The organism is Protaetiibacter larvae (genome assembly GCF_008365275.1).
In the GTDB taxonomy this organism is placed as follows: Bacteria; Actinomycetota; Actinomycetes; order Actinomycetales; family Microbacteriaceae; genus Homoserinibacter; species Homoserinibacter larvae.
The window spans coordinates 1,900,219-1,915,858 of sequence record NZ_CP043504.1 but is presented as its reverse complement, the minus strand read 5'-3'; the positions used below and the strand labels follow the sequence as shown (position 1 = coordinate 1,915,858).

Sequence of the window (15,640 nt, the reverse complement as noted above, 5' to 3'; positions counted from 1 at the left end):
GGAGGACGCACGCGATGAGCAGTGACACGCAAGGTGCCGTGGGGTCGCGACGCGCCCTGCTGCCGCGACTGTTCTCCCGCGCCCAGCCGACCGGCGCCGTCGACCGGCTGCTCAAGACGGTGCGCTCGCACCACCCGAAGGCCGATCTCACGATCGTCGAGCGGGCGTACAGCGCCGCCGAACGGGCGCACGACGGCCAGACGCGCCGCAGCGGCGAGCCGTACATCACGCATCCCGTCGCGGTCGCGCAGATCCTCGCCGACCTCGGCATCGGACCGAAGACCATCGCGGCAGCGCTGCTGCACGACACCGTCGAGGACACCGAGTACACCCTCGACATGCTGCGCGCCGACTTCGGCGACGAGATCGCCATGCTCGTCGACGGCGTCACGAAGCTCGACAAGCTCAAGTACGGCGACTCGGCGCAGGCCGAGACGGTCCGCAAGATGGTGGTCGCGATGTCGAAGGACATCCGCGTGCTCATCATCAAGCTCGCCGACCGGCTGCACAACGCCCGCACCTGGGGTTTCGTGCCGCAGGAGTCCGCCGCCCGCAAGGCGCAGGAGACGCTCGAGATCTACGCGCCGCTCGCGCACCGCCTCGGCATCCAGACCATCAAATGGGAGCTCGAGGACCTCAGCTTCGCGGTGCTCTACCCGAAGCTCTACGTCGAGATCGAGAGTCTCGTGCGCGACCGCACGCCGCAGCGCGAGGAGTTCGTGCAGCAGGTCATCGACGCGGTGAACGAGGATCTGCGCTCCGCCAAGATCAAGGGCCAGGTCGTCGGGCGCCCCAAGCAGTACTACTCGATCTACCAGAAGATGGTGCTGCGCGGCCGCGAGTTCGACGAGATCTACGATCTGGTCGGCATCCGGGTGCTCGTGAACTCGATCCGAGACTGCTACGCCGTGCTGGGGGCGATCCACGCGCGCTGGAACCCGCTCCCCGGCCGCTTCAAGGACTACATCGCGACCCCGAAGTTCAACCTCTACCAGTCGCTCCACACGACGGTCATCGGGCCGAAGGGACGCGCGGTCGAGATCCAGATCCGCACCCAGGAGATGCACCAGCGCGCCGAGTTCGGTGTCGCAGCGCACTGGGCGTACAAGGAGCGGATGGCGACCGGTCGCAGCGAGGACCGCTCGCAGGCGAGCACCGAGATGGCCTGGCTCGCGCACATCAGCGACTGGCAGGCGGAGACGGCCGATCCGGGCGAGTTCCTCGACAACCTCCGTTTCGAGATCGGGGCCAAGGAGGTCTACGTCTTCACGCCGCAGGGCAAGGTCATCGGCCTCCCCGCAGGCGCCACCCCCGTCGACTTCGCCTATGCCGTGCACACCGAGGTCGGGCACCGCACCATGGGTGCGAAGGTCAACGGACGGCTCGTCCCGCTCGAGTCGACGCTCGGATCCGGGGATGTCGTCGAGATCTTCACCTCGAAGAACCCGGACGCCGCCCCCAGTCAGGACTGGCTCAACTTCGTCAAGTCCGCGCGCGCCCGCAACAAGATCCGCGGCTGGTTCACCAAGGAGCGCCGCGAGGAGGCGGTCGAGCAGGGCAAGGACTCGATCGCGCGCGCGATGCGCAAGCAGAACCTGCCCCTGCAGAAGCTCATGAGTCAGGACGTCGTCACCGCGGTCGCCTCGCAGATGCGCTACGACGGCGTCGAGGCGCTGTACGCGGCCGTCGGCGAGGGGCACGTCTCGACCCAGTCGGTCATCGAGAAGGTGCTCGCGTCGCTGCAGACCGAGCCGGAGGTCGAGGAGACCACCTTCGACTTCACCCCCAAGGGCCGCAACCGGCAGCTGCGTCCCAGCGATTCCGGGGTGCTCGTGCGCGGCGCGCCCGACATCCTCGTGAAGCTCGCGAAGTGCTGCACCCCGGTGCCGGGCGATGAGATCGTCGGGTTCGTGACGCGCGGTTCGGGCGTCTCGGTGCACCGCTCGGACTGCGTCAACGTGAAGACCCTGCTGGCCGAGCCGGACCGCATGATCGATGTGCAGTGGGCGCCGACCTCATCGAGTCTGTTCCTCGTGCAGATCCAGGTGGAGGCGCTCGACCGCTCGGGGCTGCTGTCGGATGTCACGCGCGTGCTCTCGGAGAACCACGTCAACATCCTCTCGGCGACGGTCTCGACCTCGAGCGATCGGCTGGCGCTCAGTCGCTTCGTGTTCGAGATGGGCGACACGGTCCACCTGGATCGCCTGCTCAACGCCGTGCGGCGCATCGACGCCGTCTACGACGTCTACCGCGTCAACTCCGGCTGAGCCGCGAGCGCGGCGCGCACCCGGTCGGCGGCCATCCGCTTCCCGGCCAGATTGCGCCCTCGGTCCATGGTCTCGATGACGCGATCCGCATCGAAGGCGCCGAGTCGCGCGAGCGCGCGGACGAGCCCCGCCTCCTTCGGCCCGAACTCGGCGCGAAAGCGCGCGAGGTCGATCACCGTGCGCAGCGGCGTCGTGACGGCACCCGTGCCGAAACGGACCACATCGTCGGGATGCACGATGCTCTCCCGGACGTCGATCTCATCGCCGGGTGCCGGTCGCCAACGGGCGGACAGCTCGACGAGGTACTCGGGGCGACGCGGCACGCGCCAGCTGGCGCCCCACACCCAGGCGGCCGTCTCGCCGGCCGCGATGAGGCGTCGTGAGCGCCGGTCGCTCACCGCCGCCACTCGCACCGCCGGCGAGTCGGCGATGTCGAGCGGCACGGTGGCGTCGCCGAGCAGGTAGCTCTCACCGTCGAGACGGATCGCCTGCAGTTCGGGTTCGGCGAAACCGTCGATGAGGGGGAACGGGGTCACGACTCCAGCATCCGCACCCGGAGCCGCGGCGCGGCAGCCCCGACCGGGCTCCGTGGAGAAACCGGCCTGGGGACAGCGGCGAGCGCGGCTCAGCCGAGTGCGTCGAGCCAGGCCTTCTGCGCGGCGATCGACTCCTCGGCCTTCTTGACGCCGGCCTTGTCGCCCGCCTTCTTCGCGGCGGCGAGCTCGTCCTCGGCCTTCGCGATGGCCTGGGCGAGCTTCTCGGCGAAGCCCTGCGAACGCGCCTGCTTCTCCGGGTCGGTGCGGTTCCAGTGGTCGTCCTCGAGCTTGCGGACGGCCGTCTCGACCTTGCGGAGGCGATCCTCGATCACGCGCACCTGGTCGCGCGGCACCTTGCCGATCTCGTCCCAGCGGCGCTGGATGGCGCTCAATGCGGTGCGCGCGGCGCCGCGATCGGTCGCGGTGAGCAGCGGCTCCGCCTCCGCGAGCAGGGCGAGCTTCTTCTCGAGGTTCGCCGAGAACTCCACGTCCTCGATGGCGTCCGCCTCGGCCTTCGCGCCGTAGAGCACGTCGCCGGCCGCCTTGAAACGCGCCCAGAGCGCGTCGTCGACCTTCTTGCCGGCGCGCCCGGCGGCCTTCCAGTCGTCGAGCAGGCGACGGTAGTCCGGGATCGCGTCGGCGCCGCGGGAGGCGAGCGCCTCGGCGCGCTCGACGAGGGACTGCTTGCGCGTGCGGGCGTCGCGGTGGACGCTGTCGAGCTCGGCGAAGAACGCCTTGCGTCCGCTCTCGATCGTGGAGCGTGCGGCGCGGAAGCGCCTCCAGAGCTCGTCGCCGTCCTTCTTCGGGATGCGCGGCGTCGCGTGCTGAGCCGCCTGCCACCGCGCGAAGAGCGCGTCGAGCTGACCCGAGAGCTGCTTCCACTGGGCCTTCGAGAGGTCTTGCGCCGCAAGCGTCTCGGCCTCCGCGACGATCGCCTCGCGCTCGGCGAGCGCGTCCGCGATGGCCTGCTGGGTCTGCGCCGACTGCTTCTCGGTGGCCTCGCCGAGCGTCGCCGACAACCGGCCGAGGCGCTCCGCGAGCCCCTGCAGGTCGCCCACGGCGTTCGCGGTGGGGATGCTCGGGGCGAGGGCCGCGACGGCCTTCGCGACATCCTGTGCGGGTGCCCCGCCGCGAAGACGCTGCTCGAGCAGGCCCACTTGGCCCTCGAGCTCGGTGAACTTGCGCGTGTAGTAGGCGAGCGCCTCCTCGGGCGTCGCGCCGGGGTACTGCCCGACGGCGCGCTCGCCGTCGGCCTCCCGCACGTACACGGTGCCGTCCTCGTCGACGCGACCCCACGGGGCCGTCTGCTCGTCGCTCACTGCTCTCCCACCTCGTTCGACGTCGGCTGCCTCTCGCCGACCCGTGCCAGCCTATTGCAGCGTGAGGCTCGTGATGGTGGTCGGAATCGCGGGCTGGCCCGTGCCGTCCTGCCCGAGCGTGGCCGGGTCGATCCCGGCGGAGGTGATCTGCTGGATGAGCTGGTCGAGGCCGCTCGTGACGCTGCCGACCACGCTGTAGCCACCGGCGGCATCGCCCGGGAGGGTCGTGTCGGCGGTGATGATGAAGAACTGGTGGCCGTTGCTGAAGCCGTCGCCGCCGACGCGCGCCATCGCGATCGTGCCGGCCGGGTAGACGCCGTCGGCGGGCGCGTTCTCGACCGGGCCGTAGTGGTAGTCGGGGTCGCTTGCACCCGTTCCGTCGAGCGAGCCGCACTGGAGGAAGGAGAAGCCGTCCGAGTTCGCGAGGCGGTGGCAGGTCTTGCCGACGAAGTAGCCGTCACGCTGGTCCTGGATCCATCCCGACACGGCCTGCGGCGCAGCCGCGCCGTCGAGCGAGATGCCGAGGGTGACGTCGTTGAGGACGAGCTCGCCCGTCCAGGTCCGCCCCTCCGCGAGCGAGGGATCCGGTGCGCCGACGTTCTGGCCGGCGTCGTCGCTCGCCTCCGGCGAGGCGCTCGGGGCGGGGGGCGGCACACCGGGGCCGACCGAGAAGTACAGCACCTGGGTGGTGATCGCGAGGGCCGCGACCACGATGCCGCCGATGATGCCGATGAGGTTGTCGCGCCGGCGGCGACGCCCCTGGGCCTGGTGGACCGACTGCCGCGCCTGGTAGACGCGCAGGCGCTCGCGTGCTTCACGCTGCTCGCGCTGATCCCGGTTCGATGCCACTGCGATCCTCTCGACGCCCGATGTGCGGGCGTCGCCCGTGGGTCCAGCTCGACTTTAGTCAGCCGTCCAGGGGGCTCCAAACCCGGCGACCTCGCGCGTCGGAGCCCGCGGATAGCATGAGCGCATGAGCGGCCAGCAGGGGCTCCGCACGGGATCGACCCCGCTGGCGGTGCGGATGCGACCGACCTCGCTCGCCGAGGTCGCGGGGCAGCGTCATCTGCTGAAGCCCGGTTCGCCGCTCGTGAGCCTCGCCGAGGATGCCGGCGGTGCCGCCGGAGCCGTGTCGGTGATCCTCTGGGGCCCGCCCGGTACCGGCAAGACGACCCTCGCCCAGGCGATCGCGCGCAGCTCCGGGCGCCGGTTCGTGGAGCTCTCGGCGGTGACGGCCGGGGTCAAGGACGTGCGCCAGGTCATGGAGGAGGCGAAGTCCACGCGTGACCTCTACGGCATCTCGACCGTGCTGTTCCTCGACGAGATCCACCGCTTCACGAAGGCGCAGCAGGACGCCCTGTTGCCGGGGGTCGAGAACGGCTGGGTCGTGCTCGTCGCGGCCACCACCGAGAACCCCTCGTTCTCGGTGGTCGCTCCGCTGCTGTCCCGCTCGCTGCTGCTCACCCTCGAACCGCTGTCGGACGACGATCTCGGCGTCCTCGTCGATCGTGCGCTGACCGATCCGCGCGGGCTCGACGGGGCGGTGACGCTCAGCGCCGACGCGCGGGCGGCCATCATCCGGCTCGCCTCGGGTGATGCACGCCGGGCTCTCACGGCGCTCGAGGCGGCGGCGATCGTCGCCGCGAGCGGCGACGCCGACGGCGTTCCCGAGGTGACCGCCGAGGTCGTCGCCCAGGCCGTCGATCGGGCGCTGCTGCGTTACGACCGTCAGGGCGACGAGCACTACGACGTCATCAGCGCCTTCATCAAGTCGGTGCGCGGCTCCGACGTCGACGCGGCGCTCCACTACCTCGCGCGGATGATCGAGGCGGGGGAGGACCCGCGTTTCATCGCCCGGCGCATCATGATCTCGGCGGCGGAGGACATCGGCATGGCCGACCCTCAGGCCCTCACGATCGCGGTGTCCGCGGCGGAGGGCGTCGCGCTCATCGGCATGCCCGAGGGGAGGATCCTGCTCGCCGAGGCGGTCGTGTACCTCGCGACGGCGCCCAAGTCGAACGCCGCCTACACGGCCCTCGACGCGGCCATCGCCGACGTGCGCGCCGGTCGGATCGGGCGCGTGCCGACCCATCTGCGCGACGCGCACTACCCGGGCGCGAAGCGGCTCGGCCACGGCAAGGGCTACCGCTACGCGCACGACGCGCCGTTCAGCGTGGCCGAGCAGCAGTACCTTCCCGACGAGCTCGTCGGGCGGCGCTACTACGACCCGACCGGGAACGGCTACGAGCGCGAGGTGGGTCCGCGGCTCGAGCGGCTGCGCGCGCTGCTGGAGGGCAGGCCGATGCCGAAGCGCGAGGACTCCAAGGACGAGTAGCCGGTCTGGTAAGCTTGTCCGGTTCGACTCCGAACACATCCCACCTTCAGATCCGCCGGTCGCGTCGACGTGCGCCCGGATCGCCGGATGGCGGGATGCACGTCTGTGAGCCGCGAAAGCCGCGGCCACGTGTTGGAAGGACATCATGCCCACCAAGTCCCAGGACCGCCGCAAGGTCCGTCTGTCCCGTGCGCTCGGCATCCCGCTGACGCCGAAGGCCGCCAAGTACCTCGAGAAGCGTCCCTACGCTCCGGGTGAGCACGGCCGCACCAAGCGCAAGGCCGACAGCGACTACGCCGTCCGTCTCCGCGAGAAGCAGCGCCTCCGCGAGCAGTACGGCATCCGCGAGAAGCAGCTCCGCATCGTCTTCGACGAGGCCCGCCGCGCGCAGGGTCTGACCGGTGAGAACCTCGTCGAGCTGCTCGAGATGCGCCTCGACGCCCTCGTGCTGCGTGCCGGCTTCGCCCGCACCACCGCGCAGGCCCGCCAGTTCGTCGTGCACCGCCACATCCTCGTCGACGGCAAGATCGTCGACCGCCCCTCGTTCCGCGTGAAGCCGGGTCAGCTCATCCACGTGAAGGAGCGCTCGGAGGGCACCGAGCCCTTCCAGGTCGCCGCGGCCGGTGGCCACGTCGATGTGCTGCCGAAGACTCCGGGCTACCTCGAGGTCGAGCTCGACAAGCTCCAGGCGCGCCTCGTGCGTCGCCCGAAGCGCGCGGAGGTCCCCGTGACCGCCGAGGTGCAGCTCGTGGTCGAGTACTACGCAGCCCGCTGAGCCGTAACACGTCACGAAGGCCCTCGGATCTCTCCGGGGGCCTTCGTCGTCCCACCGGAGGTCATAGGCTAGGAGGGTTGACGGCATTCGCCGCCGCGACGCGAACGAAGGAGAACCACGATGAAGGGTGCACTGCTTCTGGTCGTCGGAGTCGCTATCGGCTTCGTCGTCGCCCACGAGGTGGCCAAGACCGAGAAGGGCAAGCAGTTCTTCTCGGAGGTCGATGGCAAGGCCAAGGAGTTCGGCGACGCTGTCGTGCAGGGCTACAAGGCCCGCGAGGCCGAGCTCCGCGCCGCGGTCGCGAACGCGCAGGACGCGATCGACGACCTGGCCAAGCGCGCCAAGGCCTAGAACCCCCTCGCCGTCGGGCCGGCGGCCCGCAAGTCCACGTCCTTCGGGACGCAGTCAAGGAACCCACTGTGCAGACCGCTGAGATCCAACGTCGCTGGCTGAGCTTCTTCGGCGACCGCGGCCACACCGTCGTCCCGTCGGCGTCGCTCGTGAGCGACGACCCCACCCTGCTGTTCACGGTCGCCGGCATGGTGCCGTTCATCCCGTACTTCACGGGCGTCGTCCCCGCCCCGTTCCCGCGGGCGACGAGCGTGCAGAAGTGCATCCGCACCCTCGACATCGAGGAGGTCGGCAAGACCACCCGGCACGGCACCTTCTTCCAGATGAACGGCAACTTCTCCTTCGGCGACTACTTCAAGGAGGGGGCGATCTCCTACGCCTGGGAGCTGCTGACGAGCTCCGAGTCGGATGGCGGTCTCGGCTTCGAGGAGCGGGACCTGTGGGTGACCGTCTACGAGGACGACGACGAGGCGATCGAGCTGTGGAAGCGGGTCGCGGGCCTCCCCGAGCACCGGATCCAGCGTCTCGGCAAGTCCGACAACTACTGGCACACGGGTCAGCCCGGCCCCGGCGGTCCCTGCTCGGAGATCTACTTCGACCGCGGCCCGCAGTTCGGCGCGGACGGGGGCCCGGCGGTCGACGACACCCGGTATCTCGAGATCTGGAACCTCGTGTTCATGCAGTACCTCCTCAAGGAGGTGCGCTCGAAGACCGACTTCGACATCGCCGGCGAGCTGCCCAAGAAGAACATCGACACCGGCATGGGCATGGAGCGCGTCGCGTTCATCAAGCAGGGCGTCGACAACATGTACGAGATCGACCAGGTGCGGCCCGTGCTCGACCGAGCGGCGGAGCTCTCGGGTCGCCGCTACGGCGCCGAGCACGATGACGACGTGCGGATGCGCGTCATCGCCGACCACGTGCGGTCGAGCCTCATGCTCATGACCGACGGCGTGTCGCCGTCGAACGAGGGGCGCGGCTACATCCTGCGCCGGCTGCTGCGTCGCGTCGTGCGCGCCATGCGCCTGCTCGGCGTGGATGCCCCGAGCTTCGCGGAGCTGTTCGACGCCTCCCGGCTCGCGATGCGCGACGCCTACCCGGAGGTCGACGCCGAGTACGAGCGCACCTCGCGGCTGGCGCTCGGCGAGGAGGAGACCTTCCTGCGCACCCTCGCGAGCGGCACCACGATCCTGGATGTCGCGGTCGCCGACACGAAGCGGGCGGGGGCGCCCGCGCTCTCGGGCGACACGGCGTTCCTCCTGCACGACACCTTCGGATTCCCGATCGATCTGACCCTCGAGGTCGCCGAGGAGGCGGGACTCACGGTCGACCGCGGCGCCTTCGACGCGCTCATGACGGAGCAGCGCGCCCGCGCCAAAGCGGATGCCAAGGCCAAGAAGGGCAAGCTCGCCGACCTCTCGGTGTATTCGGAGTTCCGGGCGCAGGGCGAGACGGTGTTCACCGGCTACGACTACCTGCAGACCGACTCGCGGATCCTGGGGCTCATCGCGGACGGGGTGCCCGTGCAGTCGGCGGCGGCGGGCGACATCGTCGAGGTGATCCTGGCGGAGTCGGCGCTCTACGCCGAGTCGGGTGGTCAGGCGGCCGACAAGGGCTCGATCCTCGGCAACGGCTTCGATCTCGAGGTGCTCGACGTGCAGCGTCCGGTGAAGGGGCTCATCAGCCACACCGTGCAGGTGCGGTCGGGCGAGGTCGGCGTGGGGGCGGCGGCGACCTCGGTCGTGGATCGCGAGTACCGGCACTCGGCCGCGCAGGCGCATTCGGCGACCCATCTCGTGCATGCCGCACTCCGGCAGACGCTGGGCCAGGAGGCGCACCAGTCGGGTTCCTTCAACAAGGCCGGCTACATGCGTCTCGACTTCTCGTGGAATCAGGCGCTGTCGCCCGCGACGCGCAGCGAGATCGAGGAGATCGCCAACAACGCGGTGCGCGACAACCTCGAGGTGGTCACGCGGATCCTGCCGCTCGACGAGGCCCGCAAGGCCGGCGCGATGGCGCTGTTCGGCGAGAAGTACGGCGACACCGTGCGCATGGTCGACATCGGCGGCCCCTGGTCGCGCGAGCTCTGCGCGGGCACGCACGTGCGCAGCTCCGCGGAGGTGGGCATCGTGAACCTGGTGTCCGAGTCGAGCGTCGGATCGACGAATCGTCGTGTCGAGGCGCTCGTGGGCCTCGACGCCTTCCGCGATCTCGCGGCCGAGCGTGCCATCGTGCACCAGTTGACCTCGAGCCTCAAGACTCCGCGTGAGCAGCTTCCGGAGCGCATCGCGGATCTCGTGGCGCAGCTCAAGGCGGCCGAGAAGAAGCTCGCCGCCTTCGAGGCGAGCCGGCTCTCCGGGCGGGTGCCGGCGCTTGCCGAGCAGGCCGCGCGGGTGGGGGCTGTGCTCGCGGTGCTCGAGGATGTCGGCGAACTCCAGTCGGCGGACGAGTTGCGCACCCTGGCGACGTCGGTGCGCGAGCGTCTCGCCGCGGAGTCGGCCGTCGTGGCCCTCGCGGCGCGGATCGGCGACAAGCCCGCCGTGATCGTCGCCACGACACCCGCCGCGCGCGACGCGGGCGCGAAGGCGGGGGCGCTCGCGCGTGCCGCGGCTGCCGTGCTCGGCGGCGGCGGCGGCGGCAAGGACGACCTCGCCCAGGGCGGCGGCAGCGACGTGGCGGCGATCGCCTCGGCGCTGCAGGCGATCCGCGGCGAACTCGGCGGCTGATGCGACGCGGCGTCCGGATCGGCGTCGACGTCGGCCGCGCCCGCGTCGGGGTGGCCCGGTGCGACCCGGACGGCCTGCTCGCGACGCCGATCGAGACCCTCGCACGGGATGACGGCACCGTTCGCGCCGTGCTCGCGCACGCGGAGGAGCTCGACGCCACGGAGTTCGTGGTCGGACTCCCGCTCTCGCTGAGCGGCGGCGACACGCCCTCGACGACCGACGCGCGGCTGTTCGCCGACGAGCTCGCAGCGGCATCCGACCGGCCCGTCCGGCTCGTCGACGAGCGGCTCAGCACCGTCACCGCGCACCGGCAGCTCCAGGCCGGCGGCCGGCGCGCGAAGGGCTCGCGCTCCGTGGTCGACCAGGTGGCCGCTGTTATCATCCTTCAGAACGCCCTCGATTCCGAGCGGGCGTCGGGTCGTCCCCCGGGATCCGTCGTCCTCCGCACGAAAGATCCTGACAGTGGTTCCTGACCCGGACTGGGACGACATCTTCCGTCCCGCGACGCAGCCGACGACGACGGTGACCGATCCCGCGCGCACCGCGACGCCGTCGCCCGAGCTCAGCTCGCGTCGCGCCCTGCGCGAGGCGCAGCAGGACAGCTCGCGCGGACCGTCGCGGCGTCCCGCGGGGGCACCGCGCAAGCGGCGCCGTTCGCGGAAGTGGATCGGCTGGCTCATCGCGACGATCGTGATCGTCGGCCTCGTGGCGGGCGCCGGCGTGACCGTGTGGACGCTCTTCGAGGATCGCATCCGCGCCGTGCTCGGCATCGCCGACCCCATCGACTACTCGGGCACCGGCAACGGCACCGAGGTGACGATCGTCATCGAATCGGGCGACATCGGCTCGGACATCGCCACCAAACTCCACGACGCCGGCGTCACCATGACCTTCGACGCCTTCTACCAGTTGCTGCTCGCGAACCCCGACGTCACCTTCGAGCCGGGCAACTTCCGGCTCCAGCAGCAGATGAGCGCGGCCGCCGCGCTGGCCGCCCTGCAGGATCCGGCGAACAAGATCGTCAACCAGGTGACGATCCCCGAGGGCGTCACGGCGCAGAGCGCGCTCGAGCTGATCGCCTCCGCGACGAGCATCCCGGTGGCGGACCTCCAGGCGGAGGCCGCCAACTTCGCGCAGTTCGGGGTGCCGGCGAACGCGAAGAGCATCGAAGGCTACCTGTTCCCGGCGACCTACGACTTCGACCCGGGTATCACCGCGGTCGACGCGATCAGGATGCTCGTCGACAAGATGACCGAGACCCTCGACGCGGCGGGCGTCGCGCCCGAGAACCGCTTCACGGTGCTCACGATGGCCTCGATCATCCAGCGCGAGTCCGGCCCCAACGCGGAGGACATGCCGAAGATCGCCCGCGTGTTCCAGAACCGCCTGGATCGCGGGATGCACCTGCAGTCCGACGCCACCATCCACTACGGCCTCGGCGACACCTCGAGTGTGTGGACCACGCAGGAGCAGCGCGACGACGCCTCCAACCCGTGGAACACCTACGCGAACCCCGGCCTGCCGGTCGGGCCGATCGGGCTGCCCGGTGCGGCCGCGATCGACGCCGCCGTGCACCCGGCGGACGGCGGATGGCTGTACTTCGTGACGGTGAACCTCAAGACCGGCGAGACGGTGTTCTCCAACACCCTCGCCGAGCACGAGAGGGCAGCCGACCAGCTCTACGCCTGGTGCAAGGAGAGCGACGAGAACGCCGCCTACTGTGGCTGAGCCGCCGGTGCACCGGCTCGCGGTGCTCGGCTCGCCGATCGCCCACTCGCGGTCGCCGCAGCTGCAGCTCGCGGCCTATCGCGTGCTCGGACTGCCGTGGAGCTACGAACGCGTCGAGGTGACCGAGGCGGGTCTCGCGCCGTTCCTCGGCGGGCTCGACGCCTCCTGGCGCGGGCTCTCGCTCACCATGCCGCTCAAGCGCAGGGTTCCGGGGTTGGTGCCCGAGGTCGACCCGGTCGCGGCACGCACGGCGCAGGCCAACACGATCCTGCTCGACGCGGGTCGCCCCGTCCGCGCCTTCAACACCGATGTGCACGGCATCGTGGCGGCGTTCGCGGAGGCGGGGGTCCGCTCGGCGGACGAGGCGACCGTGATCGGCGGGGGTGCGACCGCGGAGAGCGCGGTGGTGGCGCTGCAGCAGCTGGGCGCGCGCGTCACCCTCGCCGTGCGCGATCCGGCGAAGGCGGAGAGCACCGCGAGCTTCCGCGGCATCCGGGTCGTGCCGCTCTCCGAGGCGCGGGATGCGCTCGCGGCGAGCCGCGCCGTGGTCAGCACGATCCCGCCGCGTGCCGAGTTCAGCCTGGAGGTTCCGGCGCTGTCGGAGGAACAGCGACTGCTCGACGTGGCTTACGACCCGTGGCCGTCGGCGCTCGGGTCTCGCTGGCAGGCGGCGGGCGGCGGCGTCGTGCACGGGGTGCGGATGCTGCTGCACCAGGCCGTGCACCAGGTGCGGATCTTCGTGGGCGGCGACCCGGAGCTCGCCCTGCCCGACGAGGACGCCGTCATCCGGGCGATGAGCGCCGCTGTGGAATGATCGAGTCATGCTGCGTTGGTTGACGGCCGGTGAGTCGCACGGACCCGAACTGGTGGCGATCCTCGAGGGGCTCCCGGCCGATGTGCCGATCCTTCCCGAGCAGATCCAGGCCGACCTGCAACGGCGCACCCTCGGCTACGGCCGCGGCGCCCGCATGAAGTTCGAGCAGGACGAGCTGACGATCTCGGGCGGCATCCGCTTCGGGCGCACGATGGGCAGTCCGGTCGCGTTGCGGATCGGCAACACCGAGTGGCCCCGCTGGGTCGAGGTCATGTCACCCGTCCCGGTCGACCCGGAGACGCTTCCCAAGGGTCGCGGAGCGGCCCTCACGAGGCCGCGCCCGGGCCACGCCGACCTCGTCGGCATGCAGAAGTACGACTTCCCCGAGGCGCGGAACGTGCTCGAGCGCGCGAGCGCCCGCGAGACGGCGGCACGGGTCGCGCTCGGCGCCGTCGCACGCGCCTTCCTCGGCGAGCTCGGCATCCGGCTCGTCTCGCACACCCTCTCGATCGAGACCGTGCGGGTGCCCGAGCAGTCGCCGTTGCCGACCCCCGACGACGTCGACGCGCTCGACGCCGACCTGCTGCGCTGCTTCGACCCCGCCACCTCCGCACGGATGGTCGAGCGGATCGACCGCGCCCACGACGACGGGGACACCCTCGGCGGGGTCGTCGAGGTGCTCGCCTACGGCGTGCCCCCGGGGCTCGGCAGCTACGCGCAATGGGATCGTCGCCTCGACGCGCAGCTCGCCGCCGCGCTCATGGGCATCCAGGCGATCAAGGGCGTCGAGGTCGGCGACGGCTTCGAGACGACGCGTCGACCCGGATCGCAGGCGCACGACGAGCTCGTGGCCCACGGCGGCGTCATCCGCCGCGAGTCCGACAAGGCGGGGGGCACCGAGGGAGGCATGTCGACCGGCACCATCCTGCGCGTGCGCGCGGGGATGAAGCCCATCGCGACCGTGCCCCACGCGCTCCGCACGGTCGACGTCGCCACGGGGGAGGCAGCCCAGGCGCACCACCAGCGCTCCGACGTGTGCGCGGTGCCGGCCGCGGGCGTCGTCGCCGAGGCGATGGTCGCGCTCGTGCTCGCGAACGCCGTGCTCGAGAAGTTCGGCGGAGACTCGGTGGGCGAGACCCGTCGCAACCTCGAGGCCTACCTCGCGGCGATCCCCGACGCCCTCCGCACCGGCGGCGTCACGGCATGAGCGGTCCTGTCGCGGTCTTCATCGGCCCCATGGGCGCGGGGAAGACCCGCATCGGACGACGCGTCGCGCGCGAGCTCGGCGTGCCGTTCACCGACACGGACAAGGTCATCGTGGCCGCGCACGGCCCCATCGCGGCCCTGTTCGACAGCCACGGGGAACCGCATTTCCGCGCCCTCGAGCGCGCCGCCGTGCGCGACGCCCTCGCCGGCGAGGGGGTCGTGTCGCTCGGGGGCGGCGCGGTGCTCGACCCCGAGACGCGGACCGCACTCGCGGCGCATCCCGTGGTGTACCTCTCGGTGACGGCCGACGCCGTCGCCGACCGCCTCGCGGACGGCAAACGCCCGCTCGTCCGGGGCGGCATCGAGGACTGGCAGCGCATCTACGACGCGCGGCGCCCGATCTACGAGGAGCTCGCGACCCTCGAGCTCTCCACCGCGCACCGTGCCGACCGCGACATCGCGCAGGACGTGCTGAACTGGCTGGAGGCCCGATGAGCGAGGAGACGACCGTCATCCCGGTGCGCGGCACCGACGGGATGCGCGACTACGAGGTCCTCGTCGGACGCGGCCTCCTCGGGCGGCTCGCCGAGCACCTCGGGCCACGCGTCGCGAAGATCCTCATCATCCACGCGCCCACCCTCGCCGCCCGGGCCGAGGCGCTCCGCGAAGAGCTCTCGGACCGCTACCAGGTGCTGCTGGCCGAGGTGCCGGATGCCGAGGGCGCCAAGCGCGTCGAGGTCGCCGCGTTCTGCTGGCAGATCCTCGGGCAGACCGACTTCACCCGCAGCGACGCCATCGTCGGGCTCGGCGGGGGAGCGACCACCGACCTCGCAGGCTTCGTCGCGGCGACCTGGTTGCGCGGCGTCGATGTCATCCAGATCCCGACGACGGTGCTCGGCATGGTGGATGCCGCGGTCGGCGGCAAGACCGGCATCAACACGGCAGAAGGCAAGAACCTGGTCGGAGCCTTCTGGGCTCCGCGCGTCGTGCTGTGCGAGCTGGAGCTGCTCGACACCCTGCCGCGCAACGAGATCCTCGCCGGCTACGCCGAGGTCGTGAAGGCCGGGTTCATCTGGTTCCCGGAGATCCTCGACATCGTCGAGGCCGATCCGGTGCGCGCCACCGACCCCGCGACGCCCGAGTTCCGCCGCGCGCTCGAGCTCGCGATCCGGATGAAGGCGCACGTCGTGGGGGAGGACTTCACGGAGCAGGGGCTGCGCGAGATCCTCAACTACGGGCACACCCTCGGCCACGCGATCGAGCACGCCGAGCGCTACCAGTGGCGGCACGGCGCCGCCATCTCGATCGGCATGATGTTCGCGGCCCAGCTGTCGTTGCTCACCCGATCCCTCAGCGAGGCGGATGTCGAACGCCATCGCCGCATCCTCGACTCGCTCGACCTGCCCACGAGCTATCCGGCGGGCCGCTGGCCCACCCTGCTCGCCTCGATGCGGCGTGACAAGAAGGCGCGCGGCGCCCTCATGCGCTTCATCGTGCTCGACGGCATCGGGCGCGCGACCGTGCTGCAGGGCCCCGAGGAGCAGCTGCTCTTCGCCGCGTACCAGGAGATCGCGAGCTGACTC

The 15,640-nt window shown here is 71.0% G+C and carries 14 protein-coding genes; 11 read left to right on the top strand and 3 right to left on the bottom strand.

The genetic code is table 11. The features are described 5' to 3' along the window. Positions 1 to 14: 14 nt before the first annotated feature. A complete protein-coding gene (locus tag FLP23_RS09060; protein ID WP_149325562.1) occupies positions 15 to 2,267 on the top strand; it encodes a RelA/SpoT family protein in 2,253 nt (750 codons plus the stop codon). Here FLP23_RS09060 and FLP23_RS09055 read toward each other — a convergent pair. The 3 genes from FLP23_RS09055 to FLP23_RS09045 form a co-directional block, all read right to left on the bottom strand. Next, entirely contained in the window at positions 2,246 to 2,803 is a 558-nt protein-coding gene (locus FLP23_RS09055; protein WP_149325561.1) for a hypothetical protein, read from the bottom strand. The two genes, FLP23_RS09060 and FLP23_RS09055, sit on opposite strands and share 22 nt — an antisense overlap. An 89-nt stretch (positions 2,804 to 2,892) precedes the next feature. Beyond that, entirely contained in the window at positions 2,893 to 4,122 is a 1,230-nt protein-coding gene (locus FLP23_RS09050) for a DUF349 domain-containing protein (RefSeq protein ID WP_246139947.1), read from the bottom strand. 51 nt (positions 4,123 to 4,173) lie between these two features. Next, positions 4,174 to 4,971 carry a peptidylprolyl isomerase gene (locus tag FLP23_RS09045; protein WP_149325560.1) on the bottom strand — a complete coding sequence of 266 codons (798 nt, stop codon included), beginning with the start codon at positions 4,969 to 4,971 and terminating at the stop codon, positions 4,174 to 4,176. Between the two features lie 124 nt (positions 4,972 to 5,095). Between FLP23_RS09045 and FLP23_RS09040 the strand changes: the two genes are divergently transcribed. The 10 genes from FLP23_RS09040 to aroB all read left to right on the top strand — a co-directional run bounded on the left by FLP23_RS09040 (position 5,096) and on the right by aroB (position 15,637). Further along, positions 5,096 to 6,457, top strand: coding sequence for a replication-associated recombination protein A (locus tag FLP23_RS09040; protein ID WP_149325559.1), 1,362 nt, complete (start codon positions 5,096 to 5,098; stop codon positions 6,455 to 6,457). Between the two features lie 145 nt (positions 6,458 to 6,602). Next, positions 6,603 to 7,232 carry a 30S ribosomal protein S4 gene (gene rpsD / locus FLP23_RS09035; protein ID WP_149325558.1) on the top strand — a complete coding sequence of 210 codons (630 nt, stop codon included), beginning with the start codon at positions 6,603 to 6,605 and terminating at the stop codon, positions 7,230 to 7,232. A gap of 120 nt (positions 7,233 to 7,352) precedes the next feature. Beyond that, on the top strand, positions 7,353 to 7,583 hold the full coding sequence (locus FLP23_RS09030; RefSeq protein WP_149325557.1) for a hypothetical protein: 231 nt from the start codon (positions 7,353 to 7,355) through the stop codon (positions 7,581 to 7,583). Positions 7,584 to 7,651: 68 nt separating this feature from the next. Next, positions 7,652 to 10,309: an alanine--tRNA ligase gene (gene alaS, locus FLP23_RS09025; protein ID WP_149325556.1), complete on the top strand. Its 2,658-nt coding sequence runs from the start codon at positions 7,652 to 7,654 to the stop codon at positions 10,307 to 10,309. Beyond that, positions 10,309 to 10,782: a Holliday junction resolvase RuvX gene (gene ruvX / locus FLP23_RS09020; RefSeq protein WP_149325555.1), complete on the top strand. Its 474-nt coding sequence runs from the start codon at positions 10,309 to 10,311 to the stop codon at positions 10,780 to 10,782. The genes alaS and ruvX overlap by 1 nt, the downstream gene beginning before the upstream one ends. Continuing rightward, positions 10,772 to 12,037, top strand: a complete 1,266-nt coding sequence (gene mltG, locus FLP23_RS09015) for an endolytic transglycosylase MltG (protein ID WP_149325554.1) — start codon at positions 10,772 to 10,774, stop codon at positions 12,035 to 12,037. The genes ruvX and mltG overlap by 11 nt, the downstream gene beginning before the upstream one ends. Continuing rightward, complete coding sequence (locus FLP23_RS09010; protein WP_149325553.1) at positions 12,030 to 12,851, top strand: shikimate dehydrogenase family protein; 822 nt, start codon at positions 12,030 to 12,032, stop codon at positions 12,849 to 12,851. The genes mltG and FLP23_RS09010 overlap by 8 nt, the downstream gene beginning before the upstream one ends. Positions 12,852 to 12,858: 7 nt before the next feature. Beyond that, positions 12,859 to 14,058, top strand: a complete 1,200-nt coding sequence (gene aroC / locus FLP23_RS09005; protein WP_149325552.1) for a chorismate synthase — start codon at positions 12,859 to 12,861, stop codon at positions 14,056 to 14,058. After that, on the top strand, positions 14,055 to 14,552 hold the full coding sequence (locus FLP23_RS09000) for a shikimate kinase (RefSeq protein ID WP_149325551.1): 498 nt from the start codon (positions 14,055 to 14,057) through the stop codon (positions 14,550 to 14,552). Before aroC ends, FLP23_RS09000 begins: the two co-directional genes overlap by 4 nt. Further along, a complete protein-coding gene (gene aroB / locus FLP23_RS08995) occupies positions 14,549 to 15,637 on the top strand; it encodes a 3-dehydroquinate synthase (RefSeq protein ID WP_149325550.1) in 1,089 nt (362 codons plus the stop codon). The genes FLP23_RS09000 and aroB overlap by 4 nt, the downstream gene beginning before the upstream one ends. Positions 15,638 to 15,640 lie beyond the last annotated feature (3 nt).

Coding starts and splice junctions, on each gene's coding strand:
- FLP23_RS09040 (WP_149325559.1), top strand. CDS start 5,096: ATGAGCGGCCAGCAGGGGCTCCGCACGGGATCGACCCCGCTGGCGGTG.
- FLP23_RS09030 (WP_149325557.1), top strand. CDS start 7,353: ATGAAGGGTGCACTGCTTCTGGTCGTCGGAGTCGCTATCGGCTTCGTC.
- FLP23_RS09060 (WP_149325562.1), top strand. CDS start 15: ATGAGCAGTGACACGCAAGGTGCCGTGGGGTCGCGACGCGCCCTGCTG.
- ruvX (WP_149325555.1), top strand. CDS start 10,309: ATGCGACGCGGCGTCCGGATCGGCGTCGACGTCGGCCGCGCCCGCGTC.
- aroB (WP_149325550.1), top strand. CDS start 14,549: ATGAGCGAGGAGACGACCGTCATCCCGGTGCGCGGCACCGACGGGATG.
- rpsD (WP_149325558.1), top strand. CDS start 6,603: ATGCCCACCAAGTCCCAGGACCGCCGCAAGGTCCGTCTGTCCCGTGCG.
- aroC (WP_149325552.1), top strand. CDS start 12,859: ATGCTGCGTTGGTTGACGGCCGGTGAGTCGCACGGACCCGAACTGGTG.
- FLP23_RS09000 (WP_149325551.1), top strand. CDS start 14,055: ATGAGCGGTCCTGTCGCGGTCTTCATCGGCCCCATGGGCGCGGGGAAG.